Annotated in this window: 23 protein-coding genes; 15 read left to right on the top strand and 8 right to left on the bottom strand. The window is 33.5% G+C overall.

All coding sequences use genetic code 11. The features are described 5' to 3' along the window. The first annotated feature begins 187 nt into the window (after positions 1-187). The 5 genes from ACHRWY_RS17810 to ftsY all read left to right on the top strand — a co-directional run bounded on the left by ACHRWY_RS17810 (position 188) and on the right by ftsY (position 3,324). A complete protein-coding gene (locus ACHRWY_RS17810; protein ID WP_395356476.1) occupies positions 188-1,441 on the top strand; it encodes a CinA family nicotinamide mononucleotide deamidase-related protein in 1,254 nt (417 codons plus the stop codon). Between the two features lie 71 nt (positions 1,442-1,512). Continuing rightward, positions 1,513-1,749 carry a 50S ribosomal protein L28 gene (gene rpmB, locus ACHRWY_RS17805; RefSeq protein WP_008468080.1) on the top strand — a complete coding sequence of 79 codons (237 nt, stop codon included), beginning with the start codon at positions 1,513-1,515 and terminating at the stop codon, positions 1,747-1,749. A 27-nt stretch (positions 1,750-1,776) separates the two neighbouring features. Next, a complete protein-coding gene (gene rpmG / locus ACHRWY_RS17800) occupies positions 1,777-1,959 on the top strand; it encodes a 50S ribosomal protein L33 (protein WP_008253902.1) in 183 nt (60 codons plus the stop codon). Between the two features lie 87 nt (positions 1,960-2,046). Then, on the top strand, positions 2,047-2,199 hold the full coding sequence (locus ACHRWY_RS17795) for a DUF4295 domain-containing protein (protein WP_007805819.1): 153 nt from the start codon (positions 2,047-2,049) through the stop codon (positions 2,197-2,199). A 171-nt stretch (positions 2,200-2,370) separates the two neighbouring features. After that, the gene (ftsY, locus tag ACHRWY_RS17790) at positions 2,371-3,324 is read left to right on the top strand and encodes a signal recognition particle-docking protein FtsY (RefSeq protein WP_395356474.1); all 954 of its coding nucleotides are present in this window, start codon (positions 2,371-2,373) and stop codon (positions 3,322-3,324) included. 185 nt (positions 3,325-3,509) lie between these two features. Here the strand turns inward: ftsY and ACHRWY_RS17785 are convergent, their stop codons facing one another. After that, positions 3,510-4,574, bottom strand: coding sequence for a serine hydrolase domain-containing protein (locus ACHRWY_RS17785; protein WP_395356472.1), 1,065 nt, complete (start codon positions 4,572-4,574; stop codon positions 3,510-3,512). 228 nt (positions 4,575-4,802) lie between these two features. Here ACHRWY_RS17785 and ACHRWY_RS17780 point away from each other — a divergent pair, with 228 nt between their 5' ends. Genes ACHRWY_RS17780 through ACHRWY_RS17770 form a run of 3 tightly spaced genes read left to right on the top strand, consistent with a single transcriptional unit; the run spans position 4,803 to position 6,028 of the window. Further along, positions 4,803-5,243 carry a lipocalin family protein gene (locus ACHRWY_RS17780; protein ID WP_395356470.1) on the top strand — a complete coding sequence of 147 codons (441 nt, stop codon included), beginning with the start codon at positions 4,803-4,805 and terminating at the stop codon, positions 5,241-5,243. Continuing rightward, positions 5,224-5,520: a DUF721 domain-containing protein gene (locus ACHRWY_RS17775; RefSeq protein ID WP_395356469.1), complete on the top strand. Its 297-nt coding sequence runs from the start codon at positions 5,224-5,226 to the stop codon at positions 5,518-5,520. The genes ACHRWY_RS17780 and ACHRWY_RS17775 overlap by 20 nt, the downstream gene beginning before the upstream one ends. A gap of 37 nt (positions 5,521-5,557) precedes the next feature. Next, positions 5,558-6,028 carry a hypothetical protein gene (locus tag ACHRWY_RS17770; protein WP_395356467.1) on the top strand — a complete coding sequence of 157 codons (471 nt, stop codon included), beginning with the start codon at positions 5,558-5,560 and terminating at the stop codon, positions 6,026-6,028. 73 nt (positions 6,029-6,101) lie between these two features. On the opposite strand, the gene ACHRWY_RS17765 is transcribed toward ACHRWY_RS17770, so the two are convergent. From ACHRWY_RS17765 to bshC, 3 genes are all read right to left on the bottom strand, one after another. Beyond that, entirely contained in the window at positions 6,102-6,521 is a 420-nt protein-coding gene (locus ACHRWY_RS17765; protein ID WP_055095565.1) for a nucleoside-diphosphate kinase, read from the bottom strand. Between the two features lie 215 nt (positions 6,522-6,736). Then, a complete protein-coding gene (locus tag ACHRWY_RS17760; RefSeq protein ID WP_395356465.1) occupies positions 6,737-8,008 on the bottom strand; it encodes an acyltransferase family protein in 1,272 nt (423 codons plus the stop codon). Positions 8,009-8,172: 164 nt separating this feature from the next. Next, positions 8,173-9,762 (bottom strand): bacillithiol biosynthesis cysteine-adding enzyme BshC, encoded by a 1,590-nt coding sequence (gene bshC / locus ACHRWY_RS17755; protein WP_395356463.1) that lies wholly within the window; start codon positions 9,760-9,762, stop codon positions 8,173-8,175. A gap of 271 nt (positions 9,763-10,033) precedes the next feature. Between bshC and ACHRWY_RS17750 the strand changes: the two genes are divergently transcribed. From ACHRWY_RS17750 to ACHRWY_RS17735, 4 genes are all read left to right on the top strand, one after another. Next, entirely contained in the window at positions 10,034-11,311 is a 1,278-nt protein-coding gene (locus ACHRWY_RS17750; RefSeq protein WP_395356461.1) for an MFS transporter, read from the top strand. A gap of 108 nt (positions 11,312-11,419) precedes the next feature. Further along, positions 11,420-11,674 (top strand): autorepressor SdpR family transcription factor, encoded by a 255-nt coding sequence (locus tag ACHRWY_RS17745; protein ID WP_395356502.1) that lies wholly within the window; start codon positions 11,420-11,422, stop codon positions 11,672-11,674. Positions 11,675-11,676: 2 nt separating this feature from the next. Then, positions 11,677-12,339 (top strand): SdpI family protein, encoded by a 663-nt coding sequence (locus ACHRWY_RS17740; RefSeq protein ID WP_395356460.1) that lies wholly within the window; start codon positions 11,677-11,679, stop codon positions 12,337-12,339. A 74-nt stretch (positions 12,340-12,413) separates the two neighbouring features. Further along, positions 12,414-13,730, top strand: a complete 1,317-nt coding sequence (locus ACHRWY_RS17735) for an alpha/beta hydrolase family protein (protein WP_395356458.1) — start codon at positions 12,414-12,416, stop codon at positions 13,728-13,730. 55 nt (positions 13,731-13,785) lie between these two features. Here the strand turns inward: ACHRWY_RS17735 and ACHRWY_RS17730 are convergent, their stop codons facing one another. Further along, positions 13,786-18,954: a T9SS type B sorting domain-containing protein gene (locus ACHRWY_RS17730; RefSeq protein ID WP_395356457.1), complete on the bottom strand. Its 5,169-nt coding sequence runs from the start codon at positions 18,952-18,954 to the stop codon at positions 13,786-13,788. Positions 18,955-19,077: 123 nt separating this feature from the next. Between ACHRWY_RS17730 and ACHRWY_RS17725 the strand changes: the two genes are divergently transcribed. Further along, positions 19,078-21,282 (top strand): B12-binding domain-containing radical SAM protein, encoded by a 2,205-nt coding sequence (locus ACHRWY_RS17725; protein ID WP_395356455.1) that lies wholly within the window; start codon positions 19,078-19,080, stop codon positions 21,280-21,282. 1 nt (position 21,283) lies between these two features. Here ACHRWY_RS17725 and ACHRWY_RS17720 read toward each other — a convergent pair whose 3' ends face one another. The 3 genes from ACHRWY_RS17720 to ACHRWY_RS17710 form a co-directional block, all read right to left on the bottom strand. Continuing rightward, on the bottom strand, positions 21,284-22,048 hold the full coding sequence (locus tag ACHRWY_RS17720; protein WP_395356454.1) for an MBL fold metallo-hydrolase: 765 nt from the start codon (positions 22,046-22,048) through the stop codon (positions 21,284-21,286). Between the two features lie 108 nt (positions 22,049-22,156). Then, positions 22,157-22,843, bottom strand: a complete 687-nt coding sequence (locus tag ACHRWY_RS17715; RefSeq protein WP_395356453.1) for a response regulator transcription factor — start codon at positions 22,841-22,843, stop codon at positions 22,157-22,159. Further along, complete coding sequence (locus ACHRWY_RS17710; protein ID WP_395356452.1) at positions 22,840-24,102, bottom strand: sensor histidine kinase; 1,263 nt, start codon at positions 24,100-24,102, stop codon at positions 22,840-22,842. The genes ACHRWY_RS17715 and ACHRWY_RS17710 overlap by 4 nt, the downstream gene beginning before the upstream one ends. Before the next feature lie 163 nt (positions 24,103-24,265). On the opposite strand from ACHRWY_RS17710, the gene ACHRWY_RS17705 reads away from it, so the two are divergent. Further along, complete coding sequence (locus ACHRWY_RS17705) at positions 24,266-24,682, top strand: DUF1573 domain-containing protein (protein ID WP_395356451.1); 417 nt, start codon at positions 24,266-24,268, stop codon at positions 24,680-24,682. Positions 24,683-24,866: 184 nt separating this feature from the next. Beyond that, positions 24,867-26,447: a murein L,D-transpeptidase gene (locus tag ACHRWY_RS17700; protein WP_395356450.1), complete on the top strand. Its 1,581-nt coding sequence runs from the start codon at positions 24,867-24,869 to the stop codon at positions 26,445-26,447. The last annotated feature ends 91 nt before the right edge of the window (positions 26,448-26,538 follow it).

Below are 26,538 nucleotides of genomic sequence, written 5' to 3'. Positions count from 1 at the left end.
CAGGAATTGAGTTGTCCTGATAAATATTGGGGCACCCTTTCTTTTGTTCCGGGAAAATTTCGTGTAACGAGTTCTTGCCTTTTGTTATAAAAGGATTTCGTTTTCTACCCCTCACGAAAATCGGGACTGCCATAACCTACTTTCTACTAATGTCTTACTAAATAAGTACGTAAAATATTTAATTACTATGAAAGCAACTATCATTACCATTGGAGATGAAATTTTAATTGGCCAGATTGTCGATACAAATTCAGGGTTCATTGCAAAATCACTAGACCGGATCGGGGTCGAAGTTCATGAAATGATTTCGATAAGCGATGATAAAAAACATATTTTAGATACGTTCGCACAATTGCAAAACAAAGTGGATGTTGTAATTGTTACTGGTGGTTTAGGGCCAACCAAAGATGATGTTACTAAAAAAACCTTCTGCGAATATTTCGATGATGAATTAATTGTAAATCCGGATGTTTTGGCCCATGTGACAGAATTGATCGAAGGTTTTTATAAACGTCCAATTTCACAATTAAATAAAGATCAGGCTTTAGTTCCGTCAAAATGTACTGTTTTGCATAATAAAGTAGGAACAGCGCCAGGAATGTGGATGAAAAAAGAAGATACGGTATTTGTTTCGCTTCCGGGAGTTTCGTATGAAATGAAATATCTGGTCGAAGAAGAGATAATTCCTAAAATTGTCAGGGAATATGAACGTCCGTATATCATCCATAAAACCATTTTGACATACGGACAGGGCGAGAGTCTGGTGGCAGAACGTATCGAAGACTGGGAGAATAATTTACCTGAATTTATCAAGTTGGCGTATTTGCCAAATCCCGGCAGAGTACGATTAAGAATGACGGCAAGAGGTACAAATAAAGAAGTGCTGGAAGCTGCAATCGAGGAAAATGTGAAATCTTTAGATGCTATAATTCATGATATTATAGTAGGGTATGAAGAAAATGAAACAATAGAATCTGTAGTTGGGAAAATTTTAACCAGACAAAATAAAACAATTTCGACTGCTGAAAGTTTTACAGGTGGTAAAATTGCTTCGGTTTTGTCAGCGGTTCCCGGAGCTTCTAACTACTTTAAGGGCAGTATAGTTTCGTATGCGACAGAGGCGAAGGTTAATGTTCTCGGTGTCTCGCAGGATTTAGTCGATCAATTTTCAGTAGTTAGTGCAGAGGTTGCCTCGGCTATGGCTTTGAATGTGAAAGAGATACTTAAAACAGACTATGCAATTGCCACAACCGGGAACGCCGGACCTGCAAAAGGAGATTCAGATGCTGAAATTGGAGCTGTTTTTATCGCTTTGGCTACTCCAAATGAGATAATAGTAGAAGAATTCAACTTTGGCCAACCACGTGAAAAAGTGATAGATAGAGCTGTGTTTAAGAGTTTAGAAATATTACAGAAAGAAATTTTAAAAAATGTGCTATAATTTTTTGTTTCAATCGTTTATTTTTCTTTTCTTTGCACCCTGATTTTGAATAACGATAAAAGATAAGTATAATGTCAAGAGTTTGTGACCTTACAGGTAAAAGAGCGATGGTAGGAAATAACGTTTCTCACGCTATGAACAAAACTAAGAGAAAATTTTCTGTAAACTTAGTTAAAAAGCGTTTTTATCTTCCAGAAGAAGATAGATGGATTACTCTTAGAGTAGCAGCATCTACGATAAAAACAATTAATAAAAATGGAATCACTGCTGTTTTGAAAAAAGCACAGTCAGAAGGATTTATCAAATAATCTTTTCCTAAATAAATATATAGCAAGATGGCAAAGAAAGGTAATAGAATCCAGGTAATTTTAGAATGTACTGAGCACAAGACTTCTGGTGTTCCAGGTACTTCAAGATACATTACAACTAAGAACAAAAAAAATACTCCGGACAGATTAGAGATTAAAAAATTTAATCCAATCTTGAAAAGAGTAACTGTTCACAAAGAAATTAAGTAATAATTAGAGATTTTTGTAAATCTTAAAATAATACTGATAATATTAGTAACATTTAAAGATTTATTGAATTTCAATAACATTTGAATCATGGCAAAGAAAACCGTAGCATCGTTACAAACATCTTCTAAGAGATTATCAAAAGCCATCAAAATGGTAAAATCTCCTAAAACTGGTGCATATACATTCGTAGAATCTATTATGGCTCCTGAAGAAGTTGATACTTTCTTGAAAAAGAAATAATTACAATCACATTATATAGAAAAGCTACTTTCATTCGGAAGTAGCTTTTTTATTTTTTATATTTGTCTAAAATTTAGAGAGAAAACTACCCTTTTGTTCTTCTTTAAATAAAATTAAGATTATTTAGATGGTAAAATCGTAATAATCTCGAAAACTAACAACCTATAAAAAATGAGTTTTTTTAAAAAATTATTTTCTACTGATAAAAAAGAGACTTTAGACAAAGGTCTTGAAAAATCAAAAACTACTTTTTTCTCAAAGTTAAGCAAAGCCGTTGCCGGAAAATCTAAAGTCGATGATGATGTTTTAGATGACCTGGAGGAAATTCTTGTGGCTTCTGATGTTGGGGTAAATACGACCCTAAAAATAATTTCAAGAATCGAAAAACGTGTTGCCGAAGATAAATATTTAGGAACAGACGAACTAAACCAGATTCTTCGTGAAGAAATTGGCGCTTTATTGTCTGAGACCAATACAGGTGAAGCAACTGAATTTGAAATTCCGAAAGATAAAAAACCATACGTTTTAATGGTTGTTGGAGTTAATGGAGTGGGTAAAACCACTACAATAGGTAAATTGGCTTACCAGTTTAAAAAAGCAGGTTATAAAGTGGTTTTAGGAGCTGCAGATACTTTTCGTGCTGCTGCTATCGATCAGTTGCAAGTGTGGGCAGATCGTGTAGATGTGCCTATTGTAAGACAAAATATGGGTAGTGACCCTGCTTCGGTAGCTTTTGATACTTTGCAATCTGCCGTAGCTCAAAACGCCGATGTTGTAATTATTGACACTGCCGGACGTTTGCACAATAAAATCAATTTGATGAACGAACTTACGAAAGTAAAGCGTGTCATGCAAAAAGTTGTAGCAGATGCCCCTCATGATGTACTTTTGGTTTTAGATGGTTCTACCGGGCAAAATGCTTTTGAGCAGGCAAAACAGTTTACAGCAGCAACTGAAGTAACATCTCTTGCCGTAACTAAATTAGACGGAACTGCAAAAGGTGGTGTTGTAATTGGTATTTCAGACCAATTTCAAATTCCGGTAAAATATATTGGAGTAGGTGAAGGAATTGAGGATTTACAGGTCTTTAATAAACATGAATTTGTAGATAGTTTTTTTAAATAAACCGTATGAGTTTTTCTTCTTTAAAAAATATAACACCTCTTACTTTTTATTTCGGAAGTGTTATTTGTTTTGTGTTGGCAAATGTATTAAGGGCTAAAATATCTTCTTTTTACTATGTCTTAATTGTTTTAGGAATAGTGTTCTTTTTTATGGGAGTCTTAAAAAGATTAGGTACTAAGCGTTAGTTATTGATACAAAGCATTAATTTTATCCCATAGCGTTTTATCAAAGTCTGATAGTGCCAGGTTGACATCGTCGGCTGCGTCTCCCATTCTTATAATTACCATTTTTTTGCCTGGAACTACATATATTTTCTGATCATTTTTACCCAAGGCCATAAACATATCACTTGGGCCGTTTGGAATTATACTTCCCTGAAATGTAAGCTGTGATTGTGGTAAATGATAATTGGCTTGACCGTTTAGCCACCACAGATATCCATATCCTAAATTGATGTTTTGTGATGTGGTTGTTGCTTCGTTAAAATAAGTTTCATTTAAAATTTGGGTAGTATCCCATTTTCCTTTATTGAGCATTAGGAGCCCAAAACGGGCCATGCTTCTTGAGGTACTGGTGTAAACGCTGTTATTTCCAATTTGAACCCAATTGCCGTTCATGCCAATTTTATCTCTTAATTTGGTGTTGAAATAATTCTCCCAGGTTTGGCCGCTTGCTTTTGCTACAACATCTTGTAATTTTACATATACGTTATGATATGCCCATCGTTTTCCGGCATCGGCTTTGTAGATAAGACTTGCCGGATCTACATCATCTGTAGTGTCGTCTAGCCCTGAGGTCATTGTAAGTAAGTTTTTGCAGGTAATTAGGTTTTCCTGTGTTGGTGTTTCACTTGTCCACCCGGTGCCAATATATTGTGATACCTTATTGTTGATGTTTAGTAAATTTTCCTGTTGGGCAATTCCCGTTACTGTTGATGTTAATGTTTTTCCTGCGCTTGCCCAATACCAATTTGTGGTTGCAGAATGTCCATTAAAGTAATTTTCTAAAACGATTCGGCCATTTATTAAAATGATAAAAGACTTAGAGTGTTTGAGCGCCAGGTAATCTAAAAGGGGCTGAACGGCAGTTTGGTTCCACTTTAGGTCGGCAATAGTTTTTGTTTCCCAAGTATTTCCTGTTAATGGAGGAAAATACATGCTTTCGGTTGGAGTGGTTGTTGGTTCAGTTGGATCTGAGCTGCATGCTGCAAATGCTAAGATGGTCAGGATTGTACAAATAGTTCTGGTCATGTTTTTTTGTTTTTGGTTTAGGGTTTGACCAAAAATATGTAAAATAGTTTAATGGGTTTTGTAAATTTTTATTTCTTTTGAATTTTATAAAGTTAACTTTGTATTACAAAATATTCTTTTAAAAAACGGGAGTCCCAGCCCTGATGGGAGCGGCATCCTTTTGTGGCGGGGTTCGCCACAAAAGATACAGCGGACAGCAGGAATCAGCTCCTTAAAATATGATTACTTATGAGAAACACTTTTATGATGTTGGTTTTATCGCTTTTGTTTGTGAGTTGCAAACAAGAAATTAAACCGGAAGATATTACGAAATTAAATGGTTATTGGGAAATTGAAAAAGTAGTTTTTGATAAAGGTGAAGAGAAGGATTACGGTATGAATGAAAGTTTTGATTATTTTGATGTAAAAAATAATAAAGGAATCCGAAAGAAGGTTATGCCTCAACTTGACGGAACTTTTTTGACCAGTGATTCCTTCGAAAATGTTTCAGTAAGATTTAAAGACGATCAGGTTTTTCTGGATTATAAAACAGATTACGCAAAATGGAGTGAGGAATTGATTTCGATTTCGGATGACAAGTTGGTAGTGAAAAATCAGGAGAAAAAAGAATATCATTATAAAAAAGCAGGACCAGTAAATTTATTAGAAGATGGCAAAAAGACTAAATAATCAAAGTACGATTGGGGCTGTTTTGCAACAGATTATCCAGGTAAACAAGTTACAACCCGGTATGGATCAGATTGACGTAAAAGATGCGTGGAGACAGTTGATGGGGAATGGTGTAAACACATATACGAGAAACGTAGTATTGAAAGGAAGTACGTTGTATGTAGAATTGGCTTCGGCTGTTCTAAGAGAAGAATTGAGTCACGGAAAAACTAAAATCGTGAAAATGATTAACGAAGAGTTAGGACGCGAGGTAGTGAAGGATGTTGTTTTGAGATAGATTAATTTTTTGAGTTACTAATGAAGTTTTTGTTAAGATGAGTATAAAATCTAAATTTAAATTTTGGCCAATTTTTTTAATTTCGATTTTAAGTTTTTTTCCGTTTTTGGCTATTTATATCTATATTACTTCTCCAACAGAAAGTGTGGCTTTTCCTTTAGTAGTATTTATCATTGTTGCTTATTTTTGGTTTGCTTTAGTGAGAACCAGGGTTCATAAAGTAATAATTGAAAAAAACAATATAATAGTTAAACGTTATTATGGATTAGGTAGATCTGCAGCTTATAGCTTTAGCAAATTAGATGGTTTTGTAGTTTTATTTGAAAGTGGAAAACTTGGTATTTCGGAATCTCTTTTTATTCTTGAAAAAGGAAAAAGAGTTGTATGTGTTTGTAGTTATTACCTAAGTAATTTTAATAATTTAAAATTGGTTTTAAAAGAAAATTTGACTGATTTAGGTGAAATAAAAGGACATGATAATATTTCCGACTTTTTAAAAAAATCATAAAAAAATCCCGTTCAACTTGTCGAACGGGATTTTTTATTATTTAATCTAAAATCTAACTTCAGAAATCTAAAATTTAGAATTGCTCTCTTCCAGCAAAGTGAAATGCACCTTCGATAGCTGCGTTTTCGTCGCTATCAGAACCGTGAACTGCATTTTCTCCAATAGAAGTTGCGTATGCTTTACGAATAGTTCCTTCAGCAGCCTCAGCAGGATTTGTAGCTCCAATTAAAGTTCTGAAATCTTCTACTGCGTTGTCTTTTTCTAAAATTGCAGCAACAATTGGTCCGCGAGACATGAATTCAACTAATTCTCCGTAGAAAGGTCTTTCTGCGTGAACTGCGTAAAATGCTTTAGCATCAGCTACAGTTAATTGAGTTAATTTTAATGAAACGATTTTGAAACCTCCATTAGTAATCATTGCTAAGATATTACCGATGTGTCCGTTTTGAACTGCATCTGGCTTAATCATTGTAAAAGTTCTATTTGTTGCCATTTTATTGCTTATTTTTAATTTTGTGCAAAAGTATGCTTTTTTTATGAATTGATTTTAATAAATTCATAATTAAAACACGGTAGAATGATGTTTTAGTAAAGAAATTTGTAAAATATCAATTATAGCAAATAATAAGGCATTATCTTACATAAAAAATACGCACTGCTGTGCATCTCTGCTTATAAGATCATATATGGCTTATACAGTGAAAACTTTTAAACTTTGAAAATGAGTTTGTTTTTATAGAATAGCCATAATATAAAGGTCCAGATCCCAACATAAACTAATGCTCCGGCCAAAGAAGCTGTCATTGGATTGCTGAAAAATGGTGCAATTCCAAAAGTATATAAATAATTTAGAAGATTGATTTGTTGTGCGGGATTATGAGGATTCTGGAATTTAACCATCACCAAAGCCTGTGGAATAATCTGTGAAAAGAAAAATACGATCATTGGATTTACGCCCCAGATTAAAAATAACTTAATCCCTTTTTTGTAGTCTGCAATGTCAATTATATAATATAGGATGGCTAAGCATGTTGCCGCTAATCCTGTTGTATACAAAACATAACTGCTGGTCCAGAGTGATTTGTTGATTGGGAAAAAGATACCCCAAACTAAACCGGCAACGATTAGGGCTACTCCGGCAAGAACTATTTTTTTTGCTTTTTGTGTTTTGCTAGTTTCGCGTTGTAGTATTTGTCCAATTAATAATCCAATAATTCCGTTTACAATGGATGGTAGTGTGCTTAAAATTCCTTCTGGATCCCAGGTTATGGTTTCGCGGTACATGTGTCCTTTTAGTAATACGCTGTCAGCCCACGAAGCGAGATTAGTCCCTTTTTCCAGATTTGCCGCTCCAATTCCCGGAACCGGAATTAAGGTCATTATGGCCCAATATCCCAATAATAGAAGGATACCAGTTATGATTTGTGTTTTTTTGCTTGTTTTTAGATATAAAAGAGAAACTACAAAATAAACAATTGCAATGCGTTGTAAAACTCCCGGCAAACGAACATCATGGTAAGCTTCGATACCGCTGTAAGCTAAAAAAAGATAAATAAACAGAATCGAAAAAGCCAGTATATTTTTGACTTTTGAGCTAAAGTTGCCCATTAGAGCATAGCCAATTGCGATGGTAATAAGTAATCGGCCAATAAGAAGCGGGATTCCATCAAGCCCGAAAAGTTGTATTTTCGAAAAATAATTGAAGAAAATTCCAAGGCAGAACATTCGTAGCGAACGGACCAGAATTTTGTTAAAGGTTGTGCTTTCCCAGGATTTCAAAGGCATTGCTAAAGGTATTGCAACTCCCATAATAAAGATAAAAAACGGAAAAACTAAATCGGTTGGCGTGCAGCCATGCCATTCTGAATGTAATAAAGGTGCGTAAACATGTCCCCAGTCTCCGGGATTATTTACAATTGTCATTAATAAAATTGTTAATCCTCTAAAGACATCTAAAGATATCAGGCGCTCTCTGGTCATAATTTTTGGTAAATAGGTTAATTTTTGTTTTAAAAGTTACTATTTGGTTTAGAGAGGCAATAATTTCAGAAGAGGTGGTTATTTGTTTCTGAGGATTATTACTTTATTTTTTGCTGCTAATTCCACGAATTGATTTGAAATTAGTAACGCATACTTTCATTGTCTTATATCGTTATTATATTAAAATTAGTTTCTAATGGTTTTAATTTTTGAATTAAAAGCGGAATCAGCTGTTCGCCTTTTTCCAGATAAAATTCAGAAAAATTAGTCTGGCGTTCCTGTAAACTTTGATTTGGGAATAACTCGGATTGTAAATCGGCAACGCGTTGTAATTCAGAATCTAGTTTTCGTTTTTGTGCTTTCAATAGTCTTTTCTCCAGATTGTCCAGACCTTTCTTTTGTTTGACTTCCTGCGCCTTTACAGCGCCTGTAAATGATTTGTCAGTTTGCCTTGCTAATTCGTAAAGATATTCAAATTGTTTTTCTAATATTTCTTTTTGAGGCGTTAAATCAATTGGGAAAGTTGATAATTTATGAGTAGTAGCATTAATTAAATCTGCAGGTTTGGTAAATAAAGATGCCCATGTCAGGTGTAATTTATCGGCTTTTTTAGCCTGCTTTTCTGTAGCTAAAAGGACTGAATTACGGACTAAAAGCATCGGAAAAGTTATGTTTACGGCATTAAAGAATGATTTTAATTCCAGCCAGTAAGCAATTTCCCCACCTCCGCCAATGTAACATAAATTAGGCAAAATAACTTCCTGATATAACGGACGCATAATGACATTTGGACTGAATTTCCCGGGATTGCTTGCCAGTACTTTTAGAATTTCTTCTTTTGAAAATGAGATTTTGGTATTGTTGACGAAGTATTTATCGTGTTCAAAAATAATTCGTTCGCGTAAATCATCTTCAATATAAAAAAGATTGATTTCACGAGGATTAACCTGAACCGTATAAGCGGCAAGTTGTTCTATCGTTTTCTGAACTTTTTCGAAAGAAGTTTGTTGCTCTAATTCTTCTCGGATGTAGGGAATAAAGGCCTGTTTTAAATTTGAATCATCGGCATCTAAAATCACCAGGCCATAATTAGAAAATAAACTGTTGGCTAAAAATCGGGTTGCATCTGCAAGATTTTCGTGTTTTAAATAGGCTTCTTCAAATAGTTTTTTGAGAACACCGGCATTTGTACTTGATCCTAATTCTTTTGAATATATTTCGAAGAATTCACTTAGGCCTTCGGTCGAAAGTCTTCCAACAGGACCTGTACTTTCTTTAGTCCATCGAAACTTTTTCCCTTTAAAATTAAAATAATTGATTTCTTCAAAATCATGGTCTTCTGTCGCCATCCAATAGACGGGAACAAAATTACTAGAAGGATATTCTAATTTTAATTCTTTGGTCAGATTAATCGTTGAGATGATCTTATATAAGAAATATAAAGGGCCACTAAATAAATTTAATTGGTGTCCGGTTGTAATGGTAAATGTATTTGAAAGACGTAAAAGCTCAATGTTTTGCTTTGTTGCATCTGAAATTTCGATGTTTTGGTATTGTTTTTTTAGCGTCTCAACCAGAGCAATACGGTTGTTGTTATCAAAGTTGGCTTCCTTTTCAGTAATTTGTTTTTCGAAGTTTTCCAAAGTCGGAAAATGATTGTATAGCGGTTTTAATTCTGATTTTTGATCTAAATAATCTTGCATCAATTTAGAAAAATATCCTGAAGTTTGATAGCTGATACAGTCGGTAGGCATAATTTTGAATTTATTTTTGACAGCTGTAAATTTAATCAAAATATGCAGTTAAAAACGGTTTTAACGATTGCTTATGATTTGATTTTTGATTTTTATTTTAAAGTACCTGTAATCAGGTTTTTAATTTTGATTGAATTGATGTTGTGTAAAATGTAAAACACATGAAATTTGTTAAAAACACAGAGGGGTTTTAAAACTAATTGTTCTAAATGTGAATTATTAATAACGAAACTATATTTTTGTAGCCAAAAAAAAGATATATCTATTTTATATGGAAACTAACCCAAAAAAGAAGAACTCATTAAAACATGTTCTTTTTGGTTCTTTAATTGGAACTACAATTGAATTTTTTGATTTTTATATTTATGCCAATGCAGCCGTGTTGGTTTTTCCGCAATTATTTTTTCCGGGCTCTAATTCGACTATGGCGACTCTGGAATCTTTAGCGACTTTTTCAATTGCGTTTTTATCCCGTCCGTTAGGCTCAGCTTTTTTTGGACATTACGGAGATAAAATTGGACGTAAATTTACTTTAGTTGCGGCTTTATTAACAATGGGTATTTCGACCGTTGCCATTGGATTTTTACCAAGCTATGCCAGTATTGGCGTTGCAGCTCCGCTGTTATTAATGCTTTGCCGATTTGGTCAAGGTGTAGGTTTAGGGGGCGAATGGGGAGGAGCCGTTTTATTGGCTATAGAAAATGCACCACCACATAAACGTGCCTGGTACGGAATGTTTCCTCAATTGGGGGCTCCAATAGGATTATTACTTTCTGGCGGAACTTTTCTATTCTTAACCGATTCGATGAGCAATGAAGATTTTATGGATTATGGGTGGAGAATCCCGTTTATTGCCAGTTCACTATTGGTCATCGTAGGGTTTTATATTCGAACTAAAATTACAGAAACACCTTCTTTCGAAAATTCTAAAAAAGAACAGGAAGAAGTTAAAGTTCCATTTTTAACGCTAATAAAGTCGTATAAAAATCAATTGGTTTTTGGAACGTTTGCTGCTATTACAACTTTTTTGGTTTTTTATTTAATGACAGTTTTTACATTGAGTTGGGCAACTTCAGATTTAGGAATTGTTAAAAGAAACGGATTGTTAATACAGTTATTTTCAGTATTGTTTTTTGCTATTTTTATTCCGGTTTCGGCAGTGGTTGCAGATAAAATTGGCCGTCGTAAAATGCTTATTATTGCTACATCGGCAATTGGAATTTTCGGATTTTTCTTTTCTTATTTTTTAAGTTCCGGAAACATTGTTTTGGTTACCACTTTTGCCTGTATCGGAATGGCTTTAATGGGATTCACTTATGGGCCTTTGGGAACTTTTTTATCTGAGTTGTTTCCAACAAATGTTCGTTATTCCGGGGCATCCTTAACTTTTAATATGGCAGGAATTCTTGGGGCCGCTTTTGCACCAATGATTGCCATTTGGTTAGCCTCTACTTATAGTGTGAGTTATGTAGGGTTGTATTTAACAATAGCGGCATGTATCTCTTTGGTTTCATTTTTGGTGATTAGCAAAGAGGAGCATAAGTTTTAAAGGTTTAATTTGAAATAATTTTATAAAGAGGCTTTAATTTTTAAAATTAGGGTCTCTTTTTTTTGTTAATTAAAAAAGTATTTAGATATTTGTCTAAATATGTAAATGATGAATGATATTTTTAAGGCATTAAACGATGCAACCCGAAGAGAAATTCTGGAACTTTTAAAAGAGAAAGATTTGTCTGCCGGAGAAATTGCTGATGCGTTTAATATTTCAAAACCCAGTATTTCCCATCATTTAGATATTTTGAAACGTGCAGATTTAATTACTTCTGAAAAAAATGGGCAATTCATCATTTACTCTATCAATACCACCATAATGGAAGATGTTTTACAATGGATACTAACTTTTAAAAGATAAAAATGAATTTAGAACTAAAAAAAGAGCTTCCAATAATTGGAATTGTTTTGACGCCTTTTGTGTATTTAGCTATTATTTGGGACAGTCTTCCTCAGAGAGTTCCAATACATTGGAATTATAAGGGAGAAATTGATAATTGGGGCGACAAATTTTCTCTTATTTTAATGTTGTTCCTTTTGCCAGTTTTGATGTATGTTTTGATGACTTTTATTCCAAAAATAGATCCTAAAAAGAGAATTTCTTTAATGGGAGGAAAATTCTATCAGCTTAAGTTTTTTTTGGTACTGTTCATGTCTGTAGTGGCATTATTAATTCTTTATACTACAAAAGAACGATCTGTAAATAACCCTAATTTAGTTTTTGCATTGTTGGGAGTGCTATTAATGATTTTCGGGAATTATTTTAAAGTAATTCAACCTAATTATTTTATAGGAATACGTACGCCATGGACATTGGAAAATAGTGAAGTATGGAAAGCTACTCATGCATTTGCAGGTAAAATTTGGCTTATTGGAGGTTTTGTTCTAATGTTAGGAGGATTAGTTCTAAACAATGCATTCGGTAATGGATTTGTTTTTATCATTCTAATTTTGGCATTAATTCCGATAGTTTATTCTTTTATAAAGTTCAAACAAATACAAAAAAGAGATCATCAATCAAACTAGTTTACTAACACAATCAATCAAAGCAAATGACAAAAATTATACTTATTTTAATAACAGTTTTAAGCTCTTTTATAATGAGGGGACAAGAAATTTCAGGAAAATGGAATGGTGTTTTAAAAGTGCAGGGCACTCAGTTAAGAGTATCATTTAATGTGAATAAAATAGAAAATGGTTATACTGCAACAATGGATAGCCCAGACCAGAAAGTAACTGGAATTCCTTTAGAAAAAACAACATTTGAGAATTCTATTTTAAAATTAGAAATACCAAGTGCTCAAATATCTTATGTTGGAACATTAAATAAAGACAATATTATTGTTGGTACTTTTACCCAAAGGGGGCAGTCTTTCGAGATGAATTTATCAAAAGAAGTAATTCAAAAACAGGTATATGCAAGACCGCAAGAACCGCAAAAACCTTTCCCTTATTATACCGAAGAAGTCAAGTTTGAAAATAAGACAGATCATGTGACTTTAGCAGGAACTTTGTCTTTGCCTAAAAAAGAGGGTAATTTTCCAGCAGTAATTTTAATTACCGGAAGTGGTAAACAAAATAGGGATGAAGAAATACTAAGACATAAACCATTTTTAGTGTTGTCTGATTATTTGACTAAAAAAGGAATCGCTGTTTTACGTTTTGATGATCGTGGTGCGGGCGAATCTACCGGTGATTATACAAAAGCATCAATAATCGATTTTGCCAGAGATGTTCAGGCTGGAGTTGATTATTTAAAAAACAGAAAAGAAATTAATAAAAACAAAATTGGATTAATAGGTCATAGTGAGGGAGGAATAATAGCTCCAATCATTGCAGGAAATTCAAAAGATATTGACTTTATCGTTTTATTAGCCGGTCCGGGTCTTCGTGGTTATAAATTGTTGTTATTACAAAAAGAAATTCTTGAAAGGCAATTTAGAGTTCCTGAAAATGACATTCAAAAAGGTCAGGAAATTTTTAAAGGTGCCTACGAAATTATTCTGGCCTCTTCTGTAAATGATGAAAAGTTAAAAAATAATTTAACTAACTATGCTCAGTCAAAATTTGACGATAAAACTGCAAAATCATTTATAGAACAAATCACAAATGTCTGGTGGTACAATTTTTTAAGAATTGATCCGGCAATAGCTTTAGCAAAAGTTAAATGCCCTGTTTTAGCTCTTAATGGCAGCAAAGATTTACAAGTTCCTGCAACTGTTAATTTAGAAGCGATTAAAAAAGCTTTAATCAAGGCAGGAAATAAAAATGTAACAATCAAAGAACTTCCGGGTTTAAATCATTTGTTTCAGGAATGTAAAACAGGTTCTCCTCAGGAATATGATACGATTGAGCAGACATTTTCTCCTCTAGCTTTAGAAGAAATATCGAATTGGCTTTTAGTACAAACTAAATAAGATCTATAAGTTTTAAATAAAAAATAACCGCAAAATTTACTTTGCGGTTATTTTTTTATCGTTTCAGAGTAAAATGTCCTCTGTATTCTTTTCCGTTTAATCTGGTTGCAGTAAACCAATAATCTGATGCAGGTTCCTGACTGCCCAGATAATTTCCATCCCACTGGGTATTGGGACTTAATTCTTTGATGAATTTTCCGTAACGATCAAATATTTTTATTCCTGTGTTAGGTTTCAGATAAGCGAAGTTTATTGTCCAGGTATCATTATAGCCATCATTATTTGGTGTAAAGAATTTAGGAAAAGGAAGTTCCTCTACAAAATTAATGCAATCTCCTTGTGTTGCTTCAAGAATATTAATGGTAACAGGTATCCTGTCACTTTCGCAATTATTTATGGTTTGTGAAGCATAATAAGTAATTCCATTTTCGAGAGTTGTTGCTTCGGACAATGTGGTATCTGAAGATGTACTTTGGTACCATTTTATATTTTGTCCTATAATGTTGATGTTTTTTATTGAAGTATTTTTTTGAATACAGAATGTTTGAGGTGAATCTGATATTGGAATTTGCGTATCCTGAATTTTTACTGTGACAGCAAATCGCGGGCTTTCACAGTTGTTTAATGTTTGAGTTGCATAATAAACGCTGTTTTGTAATAAAGTTGTTTCGGATAAAATGACTCCATTTGTTGCAGAATCGTACCATTTAATATCGGTTCCTGTTAAATTTAGATTTTCTAAAGTTGCAATTTCATCGATACAGAAATTTTGAATTTTTGAGCCTGTTGGTGATGATGTAAAATTTGTAAACGGAATTATTATAGCCTTAAGAGGCTCAGAAATACAGCCATCTGAGTTTTTAACCTTAATATTATAGTCTCCCGGATTCAGTAAATCTGAAATTTGCGATGTAGTCCATGTCAAACCATTATCAAAACTATATGCTGAGGCAGTAGAAGTTAAGGTTATTTTTCCTTTTAAATTCGAACAATCCGGTTGTGTAATACTTATTGTTGGAGGATTTGGATAATCTGAAGGCGCAGTTATCTGAATTGAAACTTCTTCAGATTCGCACCCAGCCGAATTTTGAATCTTGATCTTATAATTCCCTACAGCTAAATTTCCAGAATCTGAATTTGTTTTCCAGGTTAATCCATTATCAAAACTATATTTTGAAGCTATGGTTGTAATAGTAATTGTTCCAAAAGGATTGGTACAGCTTGTAGGTTGAGAAACTGTATAAGTTGGCGATACTATGGCGTCTAAAGGAGGGTTTATAATTGCTTTTGTTGCAGGAGAAGGACAGCCTGTACTGCTGTTTTTGATTTTTATAAAATAATCACCAGAAATTAAATTTGTTGCAGTAGCATTTGTACCCCATGTTTGTCCGTTGTCAAAGCTGTAAAAAGAAGCATTTGTAGTCACCGAAATACTCCCTTTTCCAGAAGTACAACTGCTTGGTTGCTGAATTGAAACAGTAGGTTTTTGAGCTGGAAGATTTATATTATAAAGAGAAACTGCACTATAATTGGATTCACATCCTAAAGCACTTTTTTTTTTTAAAAGATAATTACCAGTAGTTAAATTAGGAAAAGTAGAGTTAGTTTTCCAGGTATTTCCATTATCTATACTATATTCAGAAGCAGCTGTAGTGAAAGTTATGCTGCCTAAAGATTCACAATTAGGCTGTATTATTGAGTATAAAGGGAGATTAAGGTAAAATTTAGGAATATAAATATTTTGCGGATAGGATTCACACCCTAATTCATTTTTTATCTTTATTGAGTAATATCCTTCATCTAAATTTGCAGCCGTTGGATTAGTTGTCCAATTTACTCCATTATCAAAACTATATGATGCAGCTGGAGTAGTTATTGTAATACTTCCTCCAGTTCCACATACAGGAGGGGTTGTAGTGTAATTTGGTCTGGGTAAATAAAAATCATAAAGTGTTGCAACTCTCCACCAGGACTCACAACCTAAATTATTTTTTACTATTATGGAATAATTACCGGGAGATAAATTTGTGGCTATGTTATATTGACTCCAGGTTCTACCACCATCAAAGCTATATTGATCAAATAGGGGATCTATTGTAATGCTCCCTTTATTCTTTGATTCACAAGTAGGTTGAGTTACCTGGATATTAAAATCAGATAAATATTGTTCATTGAAATTAACAGAATAAAGTGTTTCTGAGATACATCCAGATTCATTTTTTATTTTAGGATAATAAAAACCAAGTGGTAAATTTGTAGCGGTTGGACTTGTACCCCAAGTTTCACCACCATCAAAACTGTAAAATGGTGCTGGTGTCGTAATTGTAATAGAACCTCCTTTACCACAGCTGGGATAAGTAACTTTGTATTCGGCCTCTTTTATTTTAAAAGGAGTGAATTCAATTATAAGGTTTCCTGACTCACATCCTTCTTTGTTTTTAATTTTTAATTGATATTTAAATCCGACAGGAAGATTTGAAGCTGTAGGGTTAGTACTCCAACTTAAACCACCATCAAAACTATATAAGGCGGCCGATGTCGTAATGGTAATACTTCCGGTAGCATTACTGTCACAAGTAGTTGGTTGCACTATTGTATAAGTAGGAGTATTAAGGACATTGAGGTTAAGACTAAACCAATTATGTTCACTTACACAACCTGCCTTATTTTTAATCCTAAGATAGCCACTTACGCCACCATTAGGATATTTAGTAAGATTTGGATTCGTACTCCATGTTGCTCCATCATCAAAACTATAAAATGCAGCAGGAGTGGTTATGGTAACACGTCCTGGAGTGGCACAAGTAGGTTGTACAACTGAAAATTCGGGACTTTCTAAATAATAAGTATTGCGTATATTGGCAACTGCATAATTTGATTCACAGCCTAAAGAATTTTTTATCTTCAAGAAGTAAGTTCCATAATCTAAATTAGAAATGTTTGGGCTTGTACTCCATGTTACGCCCCCATTAAAACTATAAGATGCAGCAGGCGTTGTAATTGAAATACTCCATTTTGATTCCGTTTCACAATTGGGATTTATTATTTTGTATGTAGGCTCATCAAGATGGAAAGCCGGTAAATTGGCATATACAACATCAGATTCACAGCCTAATTCATTTTTAATTTTAATATAATAATAACCGGGAGTTAAATTAGCTGCCGTTGGATTTGTTGTCCATGTTTCTCCATTATCAAAACTATATTCGAATGCGGGGCTAGTAATAGTAATACTGCCGTTTGTCGTACATGCAGGATTTATTGTGGTATAAGTTGGTTTAGATAAATAAAAATTTATTTTAACCTGATAGACTTCGGATTCACAACCTAGTTCATTTTTCGTTTTTATTACGTAATTGCCAGGTTGTAAATTATTAAAATCAGATGTTTCCTTCCATGTTTGTCCGTTGTCAATACTATATTTATTTGAAGACTTTAAAAAAATAATACTTCCGGTATTACTACAAGTATTTGGTTGATTAACTTTAATTTCCGGGTATGATTTAGAAAATGGATTAAAATAAATTTGATTGAAATAAGGTTTCGATTGACATCCAAATTCATCTTTAATTCTAACATTATAATAACCAGGAGATAAATTAGTTGCCGTTGGATTTGTTGTCCATGTTTCTCCATTATCAAAACTATATTCGGATGCGGGGCTGGTAATAGTAATACTGCCACCTTGATTGCAAACAGGTTGGGTTAAAGTATAGTTTGGAGAATTAATATATGACGGAAAAAGCAAGACGCTTTGGGAATAGGATTCGCATCCGCTACTGTTTTTTATTTTAAGTAAATAATTTCCAGCAGGTAAATTTGTTTTGACAGCACTGTTTTCCCAAGTCAAACCATTATCAAAACTAAATTGTGATCCCGGGGTTGTGATAGTAATAGTTCCACCAGAACTACAAGTTGGCTGAATAATCGAAAATGTTGGGCGGTCTAGTAATATTGGGGGATTAATTGTTACAATCGTAGGTGTAGAAATACAGCCCGAAGCGGTTCTTGTCTGAACATAATATTTGCCATATTCTTTTGTGACAAAGTTAGCATCTGTTTGCCATACCAAATCTTTTGTAACATAGTTGTCATCTGAAAGGAAGGCCAGGCCTTTATCAAAACTATATTCTATTCCCGGGTCGTTAACTTTGATATAACCATTTATATCCTGGCACGTAGGCTGAACTACTGTTACAGAAGGATTAAGAATTGAATTGTTTATAGTTAATTTTGAACTTACGAAGCAATCATTTCCATCTGTAACTTTTACAGCATATTCTCCTAAATTTGTTTTAACTGAAGGAATTGGATAAGATTTATTAATTGCTCCATTTATCGCTATTCCGTTTCTATACCATTGAAAAGTTGTGGCTAAACTCATGGTTTTATTCAGATTAGCAGTCAATATTAAGTCATTATTGCAGAAATTGCCGCTTTGAACAATAGTAACACCAAAATTTTCAGCAGTATTTAATCTTAAATTATCATATAAGAAAGAAGGTTCATAATCGGTGTTAAATGATGGAGGCAATATCTTCTCTGGTCCTAGCATTATTGCGTTAATAGCAATATTTGTGGTAAAACTAATTGTTATTTCTCCCCAGTTAGTCTGAGGTTGGTATAAAACTTTTCCAATTTCAATCCAGGATGGGTCAAATGAATTTGGATCTGAATTTGTATATAATGGTAAATTATCTTTATTGGTAGATCCATAAAGTGTTATGTATGTAGGCGCTAAGAAATTAAAATCAAAACGTTTACTTAGGTTATTTGTTTCGATACTCATCAATGTAGCAATATTCAGTGTTAACTGATAGTTTATTCCGCTACTTAATGGGCTTGATAATTTTGTAGCGATATATTCTTTTTTATTGTTTTTGTATACTGCCCTGAAAATTCCTTTACCATCGGGGAAATTTTGAAGATTTTTGCTGTAAATAGTATTATAAAGAGAGCAGTCTTTGTTTAAATAATCCGGGGATGGGATTGTTCCTTTTGTCCAATAAGTGGTTGTTGGAATGTCATCATAATTCTGAGGGCAATTGGTCTTTTCCTCAAAAGAAGAATTTTGTAAAATGGAAATAGTATTATTACAAATACAATCTTCATCATTCAAGTCTATTTTGCTGTCACCATCATCATCAATTCCGTTATTACAATTTTCCTGAGAATAGCAAAATATTGAAAAAAACAAAAAAATAAAAAGTAATTTGTGTTTCATACGTTGGTTTTGAATAGCGACAAATGTAATTAATTATCTACAAAATAAAACTAAAATCAGAACTTGAATCTTTTCCTGAAAAGTCTCTAAATATGCCGTATTTTTGCAAAAAATAATGTTGCTTTGAAAACTAAACTTTTTGTCGTTACGCCGCCTTTTACACAACTGAATACTCCGTATCCGGCGACAGCGTATATAAAAGGATTTCTGAATACGAAAAATATCGAATCAGTTCAGGCAGATTTGGGTATTGATGTGATATTGGAATTGTTTTCGAAAAAAGGATTGATTGATTTGTTTGAAGTTTCAGGTTTCAGGTTTGAAGTTTCAGGTTCTGAAATATCGGATAATTCCAAACGTATTTTTGCTTTACAGGATGAATATATTAAAACAATTGATGCGGTTATTCAGTTTTTGCAGGGCAAAAATCCAACATTGGCTTTGCAAATTTGTCAGGAAGATTTTCTGCCTGAAGCTTCTCGTTTTGCACAATTAGAAGAACTCGATTGGGCTTTTGGTACCATGGGAACTCAGGATAAAGCAAAACATTTAGCCACTTTGTATCTTGAAGATATATCGGATTATATTGTTGAATGTGTCGATGAAAATTTTGGATTTAGCCGATATGCCGAACGTTTAGGACGAAGTGCCAATTCGTTTGATGAATTATACGAAGCTTTACAACAAGACCCTACTTATATAGATGCTATTTTGATTTCGGTTTTAAAAGCGAAGATTGAAACGATTCAACCTACATTTTTTCTGATTTCTGTTCCCTTTCCGGGAAATTTATATAGTGCTTTCAGATGCGCACAATGGATCAAACAGCATCATCCTGAAATTAAGATTTCAATGGGAGGTGGTTTTCCAAATACCGAATTACGCTCGCTTTCTGATGCCCGCGTTTTTGAGTTCTTCGATTTTATTACTTTAGACGATGGTGAAGTTCCAATCGAAGAATTAATATTCAATCTCGAAAACCCAAATGCTAATTCATACAAAAGAACTTTTCTTTTAGAAGAGGGAAAAGTAGTCTACAAAAACAATTCCTTAAAACACGATTATAAACAAGCTTACGTAGGAACTCCGGATTATTCTGATTTGCCTTTGGATAAATACATTTCGGTTATCGAAATCGTAAATCCAATGCACAGAATGTGGAGCGACGGACGTTGGAACAAACTCACCATGGCGCACGGTTGCTATTGGGGGAAATGTACTTTCTGTGATATTTCGTTAGATTATATCAAAGTATATGAACCTGTTGCAGCCAATTTATTGTGCGATCGTATGGAAGATATGATGCTGCAAACCGGACAAAATGGTTTTCATTTTGTCGATGAAGCTGCTCCGCCGGCTTTAATGCGGGCACTGGCGCTGGAAATTTTACGTCGAAAATTAGCGGTAACCTGGTGGACAAACATTCGGTTTGAGAAAAGTTTCTCTAAAGATTTATGTCTATTGCTGAAAGCTTCGGGCTGTATTGCGGTTTCCGGTGGTTTAGAAGTTGCTTCAGACCGATTATTAAAATTAATTGATAAAGGTGTAACGGTAGAACAAGTGGCAAAAGTGACCCGAAACTTTACCGAAGCCGGAATCATGGTTCATGCGTATCTAATGTACGGATATCCTACGCAAACCATTCAGGAAACGGTTGATAGTCTTGAAATGGTGCGCCAGTTGTTTGAAGCCGGAATTCTGCAATCGGGATTTTGGCATCAGTTTGCTATGACAGCACATAGTCCGGTTGGATTGTATCCGGAGAAATTTGGTGTCAAAAAAACAACAGAAACCATTGGCACCTTTGCCAATAATGATATTGATTATACCGATTCGACCGGAATCAATCACGATAAATTTAGTTTCGGATTAAAAAAATCACTCTTTAATTTCATGCACGGAATCTGCTTTGATTATGAATTGCAGGATTGGTTCGATTTTAAAATCCCAAAAACAAAAATAGATCCTGATTTTATTTTTAATGCTCTTGAAGAAGGAAATGACTTCAATACAAAACCAAATGCAAAAGTAGTCTGGTTAGGAGGAAAACCTTTTACAGAATATTTCACGAAATCGAAAAAAGGAAGATCATGGGAAATGATGACTTTTACCTTTCACGATAAAAAAGAAAGCTTCAATATTCAAACCAGTAAAAGTGAAGGGGAGTGGCTGATTGATATTTTGACCAAAATCTCAATTTCAAATGCTAAAAACTATACTTTTCAGGAAGTAAAAGCAGATTTTGAAACAACACTGGAAGATTTTGAATTGTTCTGGTATTCAAAGCCCATTAACACTTTACGTGAATTTGGCTTATTGGTTTTGTAAATTAATACGTTACACTCGTTCCGTCACTTGGAATGGCAACTTTGTCCAGCAGATTATTTTGAGAAAATGCTAATCTCAATTCAGATCTTGTCGTTGGACAATGGTTTAAAGCTTCTAAATGATTAGCGAAAACTTTGCCTGGTGCTAATGCAGTAAATTTCAAAATGTCATTTATTCGCATTAATAGTGGCTGACCAAAATCTAATCGGGCAGTTCCACAGGCTACAACAGCGATGTCTGGCTTAAATTCAATCAATACTTTCTGCACATGTTCTGTAAAAATGGTATCAGAGCTAATGTAAACAGATTTTTCATTTGGAAGTTCAATATGAAAACCCATTACATTTCCCATTAGTTTAGCAATAAATCCGTAACCATGAACAGCCGGAATTCCGGTTATTTTGCCATCTAAAAATTCTTTTGCTTCCCAATAATTTAAACTTTGAAGAATGTTTAACCCTCTTTTAGATAAAGCATTTTCATCTTTTGAACTGCAAATTACCGGAATACTTTTTCGTCTTAAAAAAACTTCACCAGCTTTATCAATATGATCAGGATGCAAATGTGTGATCAGACAAATCGTGACTTTGCTTAAAATATCCCTGCTGTTTTTAGGCAGCGCCACAAGCGGGTTTCTTTTGGGTTTATAACGAAAGAGGGTAAAGGGCGGAATCGTTTTTCTTTTTCCTAACATGGGATCGACCAATATAACATCGGTTTCAGTTTCGATTACTAAAGTAGCATTTCGTAAATGATGTAATTTCATATCGACGGAATTTAGATATTAAAAATACAAAAGTTTTTAAAAGTAGTTTTACAGATTTCCCTCTATTTTTAGCAGAATTGTTATTATTTGAAATAATGATTTGCGTATTTATACAATACTAAATCTAAACCCTATTCCGTGCAGGTTTTCTATAGAAATGCCTTTTTCATTGATTAAGATTTTACGCAGACGCGAAATAAAAACGTCCAGGCTTCTTCCCATAAAATAATCATCCGTTCCCCAAAGCGAAGTTAAAATTTGTTCTCTTTTTAAAACCGAATTTTTATTATCAAGGAACAATTTCAATAATTCGGCTTCACGTTGTGTTAAGCTAATTTTTTCATTTTCATTAAAAAGAATAAAATTATTGATGTCAAACTGATACTTTCCAATTTCATAAACAGCTTTTTCTATTGGAGTATTTTTTTGGGAACGTTTCAGGAAAATCTCAATTTTCAGAAGCAACTCTTCAATGCTAAAAGGCTTCACTAAATAATCATCGGCACCCAGGCGCAAACCCTTAATGCGATCTTCTTTTAATGTTTTAGCCGAAAGGAAAATAATCGGAATATCAATATTGGTCTTTCTAATTTCGGTTGCCAGTTCAAAACCATCCATTTTTGGCATCATAATATCAAGAATACAAATGTCAAAATTTTCTTTTTTAAAGGTTTCCAAACCCAGTTTTCCGTCGCAGCAATGAGTGACTTCATAGTTATTTTGCTCCAGATTATCTTTGGTCAAAAATGCTAAGGTTTCATCATCTTCGGTATAAAGTATTTTGAATTGTTTCATTTTTTATAAGGAATTGACAAAGTTATAGTGATGCCTTTTTCAGCATTGTTTTCGGCTTTTATTTTCCAGTTGTGCAAGTTGCAAATTTCTTTCACATAATACAAGCCAAGTCCAAAACCATTTACTTCATTGCTTTTTTCGTTTTGGGCACGGTAAAATTTATCAAAAATAAAAGAAATATTCTTAGTTGAAATTCCAATTCCGTTATCGGTAAAAAACAATTTTAAAGTATTATTTTCTGCTAAAATACGAATTGTAATTTCTGGTTTTTCAGTACAATATTTAACTGCATTATCCAGTAAATTATAGACCAGATTAGAAAAATGAAAAACATCGGTTTTTATTTGATAAGCTGCTGCGACTGCGTCAATTTTGATAATTGCATCTGGATATTTCAACTGGATATTCTGGATCGTTTCTTCGATAACCGGGACAATTAAAATAGTTTCCTTTTTTAATTCCAACGGTGCGTAATCTGACTTGGCAATGTTTAAAATTTTCTCAATATGATTGTTCAGCTTGTTACTTTGATTGATAATAATATCGGTATAGGTATGAAGTTTTTTATCCTCTTTAATCGGATTTTGTTCAATTAAGTATTTTGAAGCAATTAAAATAGAAGACAGAGGCGTTTTAAATTCATGCGTCATATTATTGATGAAATCCCTTTGCAATTCAGAATATTTTTTTTGTTGCAAAAGTGTAAAAATCGAATATACATAAATCAGCAAAATAAAGATTAGCGCGCTCGAAAGTATAAACCAAAAACGCATCGAACTAAATAAATAGGTGGTTTCATTTGGGAAACGAATGGCAAAATAATACACCAGATTTTTATGTTTAGGGAAAGAAACCGTTTTTTTTGCTTTTTCTTTTTCCGAAAACGAAATGTACTTTCCGTAAACCATTTCATCACTTTGGCAGTTGTATACTGCATATTCAAAATCTGTTGTAATATTCATTTTTTTAAACTCTGATCTCAGATAGAATTCTAAAACATCCGGTTCAAAAGCATTTTGAATGTTTACAATATAGTAGTCGTTTGATATTTTTTGAACGGGGTTCTGACATGATGATTCGTGGTCTTTTCCTTCGTATAATTTTCTGGCCACTTCGAGTAAAGCAATGTTGGCTTTCTGGCTCAGTTTTTTTTGTTCTAAAGTAAAAGCTTCTTTGGTCCAAAGCAGTTGTGCAACCAATATGCTTATAATGGCAACAAGTCCCAGAAGGATAATACTATTAAGTTTATTTATTTTCAAGAAAGCGGTGTTTTAGAGTGTAATATTAATCAAAATTATAGTTAAAAAAGCCCATTAACAAGTCGTTAACAAAGATTTGAAAGCGGTTAACAGCGACTTGAATTTGTCTGAATTATCTTTGTAATACAAAATTAGAACTATAAACCATTAAAAATAAATAACTATGAAAATGATTAAAATTTCGATGTTAGCCTTAGCTTTAAGCTTAATGTCTTTTTCAGCAATTGCACCAATAAAATCTTTAACTTCTGAAACAAAAGTGACTGCAGCAGCAGCTTCGACAATTGTTTGGAAAGCAGAAACTGTTGATGTAGGTGAAATTCCGCAAGGAACGCCAAAAGCAATTGTTTACGAATTCAAAAATACAGGAAAAACGGCAGTTGTAATTACAAATGTTCAGGGGTCTTGCGGATGTACTGCAACAGATTATACCAAAGAGCCTGTTTTGCCTGGTAAATCTGCAAAAGTAACAGCAACTTACAATGCAGCAAATAAAGGAGGTTTTACAAAAACAGTTACGGTGACAACAAGTGCAGAAAGCACTCCAAAAGTGCTTACCTTAAAAGGAACAGTAATTTAAAAATAAAGGTTGGTTATAAAGTGGCAGCTCCGGGTATGTAATGTATCCGGAGTTTTTTTTATGGTTTTTTTCTAAAATCAACAGAGCATCTGAACTGTTTTTCAGGATTGTAACGCCAATATTATTTTTTTTATAAATGAATTGTTTTCACCAAAACTTTTCTATTTTTATTAAAAAAATTACGATGAAAATTTTATATCCGCTTGTTGCTGTTTTCCTTCTTGTAACTGCTGTTTCCTGTAATAAGAAATCAGAAAAAAAAGAAGACGAACTAAAAAAGATTTCAGAAAAAGTAGTACCGGAGCTTAAAATTTCAATTGATAGTGCTAAAATCGCCGCTTTTTATGAAGCGTATCCCAAATTGATTAAATTTCAGACAGAAGTTTTAGCTCTTTACAAAAAAAATAAATCGACTCAATTGTGGTTAGACAATAAAGGTGTAGTAGAGTTTGGAAACACCTTATTCAATAAATACAAAGGATTAGATCAGGAAGGTTTGAAAGCCAATTTCCCCTATAATGAAAAGATAAGCCCCGTTTTTGAACATACGGCTGAAAATAAATTGTCACAGGCAGATACAGATTTGATGATCACGAATTTGTATTTCTATTATGTTCAGAAAGTTTCCGGTGTAGATGAAAAAACAACCAAATCATTAGAATGGCTTTTACCCCGAAAAAAAGTAAATTATCAGGTTTTCTCAGATTCGATCTATAAAAAATCGACCATTAGTGATGATAAGAAGAGCAAAATGTTCAGTCAATATTATAAACTTCGTGATGCCTTGCATCAATACAGGGAAATTGAAAAAAAAGGAGGCTGGAAAACAATTGAAACCCTGGAAGGTTTTAAAAGCTTTAAATTAGGAGATTCTGTTGCTACCATTGGCCAGATCAGAGAAAGACTTTATATCACCGGGGACCTTAAAGAAAATAATAAAAGTAATGTATGTGATTCTGTTCTAATAAAAGGAATTAAAAATTACGAATTACACCACGGATTAACACCAAAGAATACAATTTTACCGGAGCATATTGCCGAATTGAATATTCCGGTTTCAGACCGAATAAAAACCATAATCGTTAATATGGAACGTTGCCGATGGATTGATCCGGAGCTCGAAAAAGGCAAAGAATATATAGAAGTGAATATTCCGGAATTTAGATTATACTTAATTCGCAATCATGAAATTGCTTTTGTATCGCCAGTGGTAGTTGGAAAAGCGATGACCAAAACCGTAATTTTTAGCGGAATGATGAATAATATTGTTTTTAGTCCGTATTGGAATGTTCCTACCAGTATCATTAACAAAGAGATCAAACCCGGAATGGCTAAGAATAAAAATTATCTGGCACAAAAAAATCTGGAATGGAATAATGGTGCAGTGCGTCAGTTGCCGGGTAAAAATAATTCGCTTGGTCTGGTGAAGTTTTTATTTCCAAATTCAAATAATATTTATTTGCATGATACACCGGCAAAAAGCTTATTTGAAAGAGAAAACAGGGCTTTTAGCCACGGATGTGTCCGCGTAGGAAAACCAAGAGAATTAGCCATTGAACTTTTAAAACAAGACCCGACATGGACTCCCGCCCGAATCGATAAAGCCATGCATGCCGGCAAAGAAAGCTGGTATACCTTAAAAAAGAAAATTCCGGTTTATATTGGTTATTTTACTGCCTGGGTAGATCGTGATGGGAATTTGAATTTTTATAAAGACGTTTATCAAAGAGATGAAAGTTTGATAAAATTACTTACAGAAGAATAAAATTAAAAAAAAGCTGCCACGAATTTCCCAAATTAGCACTCATTTTTATCCAAAAGTTAAAAAATTAGTTCGTGTAATTTGTGGCAAAAAA

Source organism: Flavobacterium sp. FlaQc-48, from assembly GCF_044007335.1.
Lineage (GTDB): Bacteria > Bacteroidota > Bacteroidia > Flavobacteriales > Flavobacteriaceae > Flavobacterium.
Note: the sequence above shows the minus strand (reverse complement) of the source record. Positions and strands in the feature narration are given on the sequence as shown.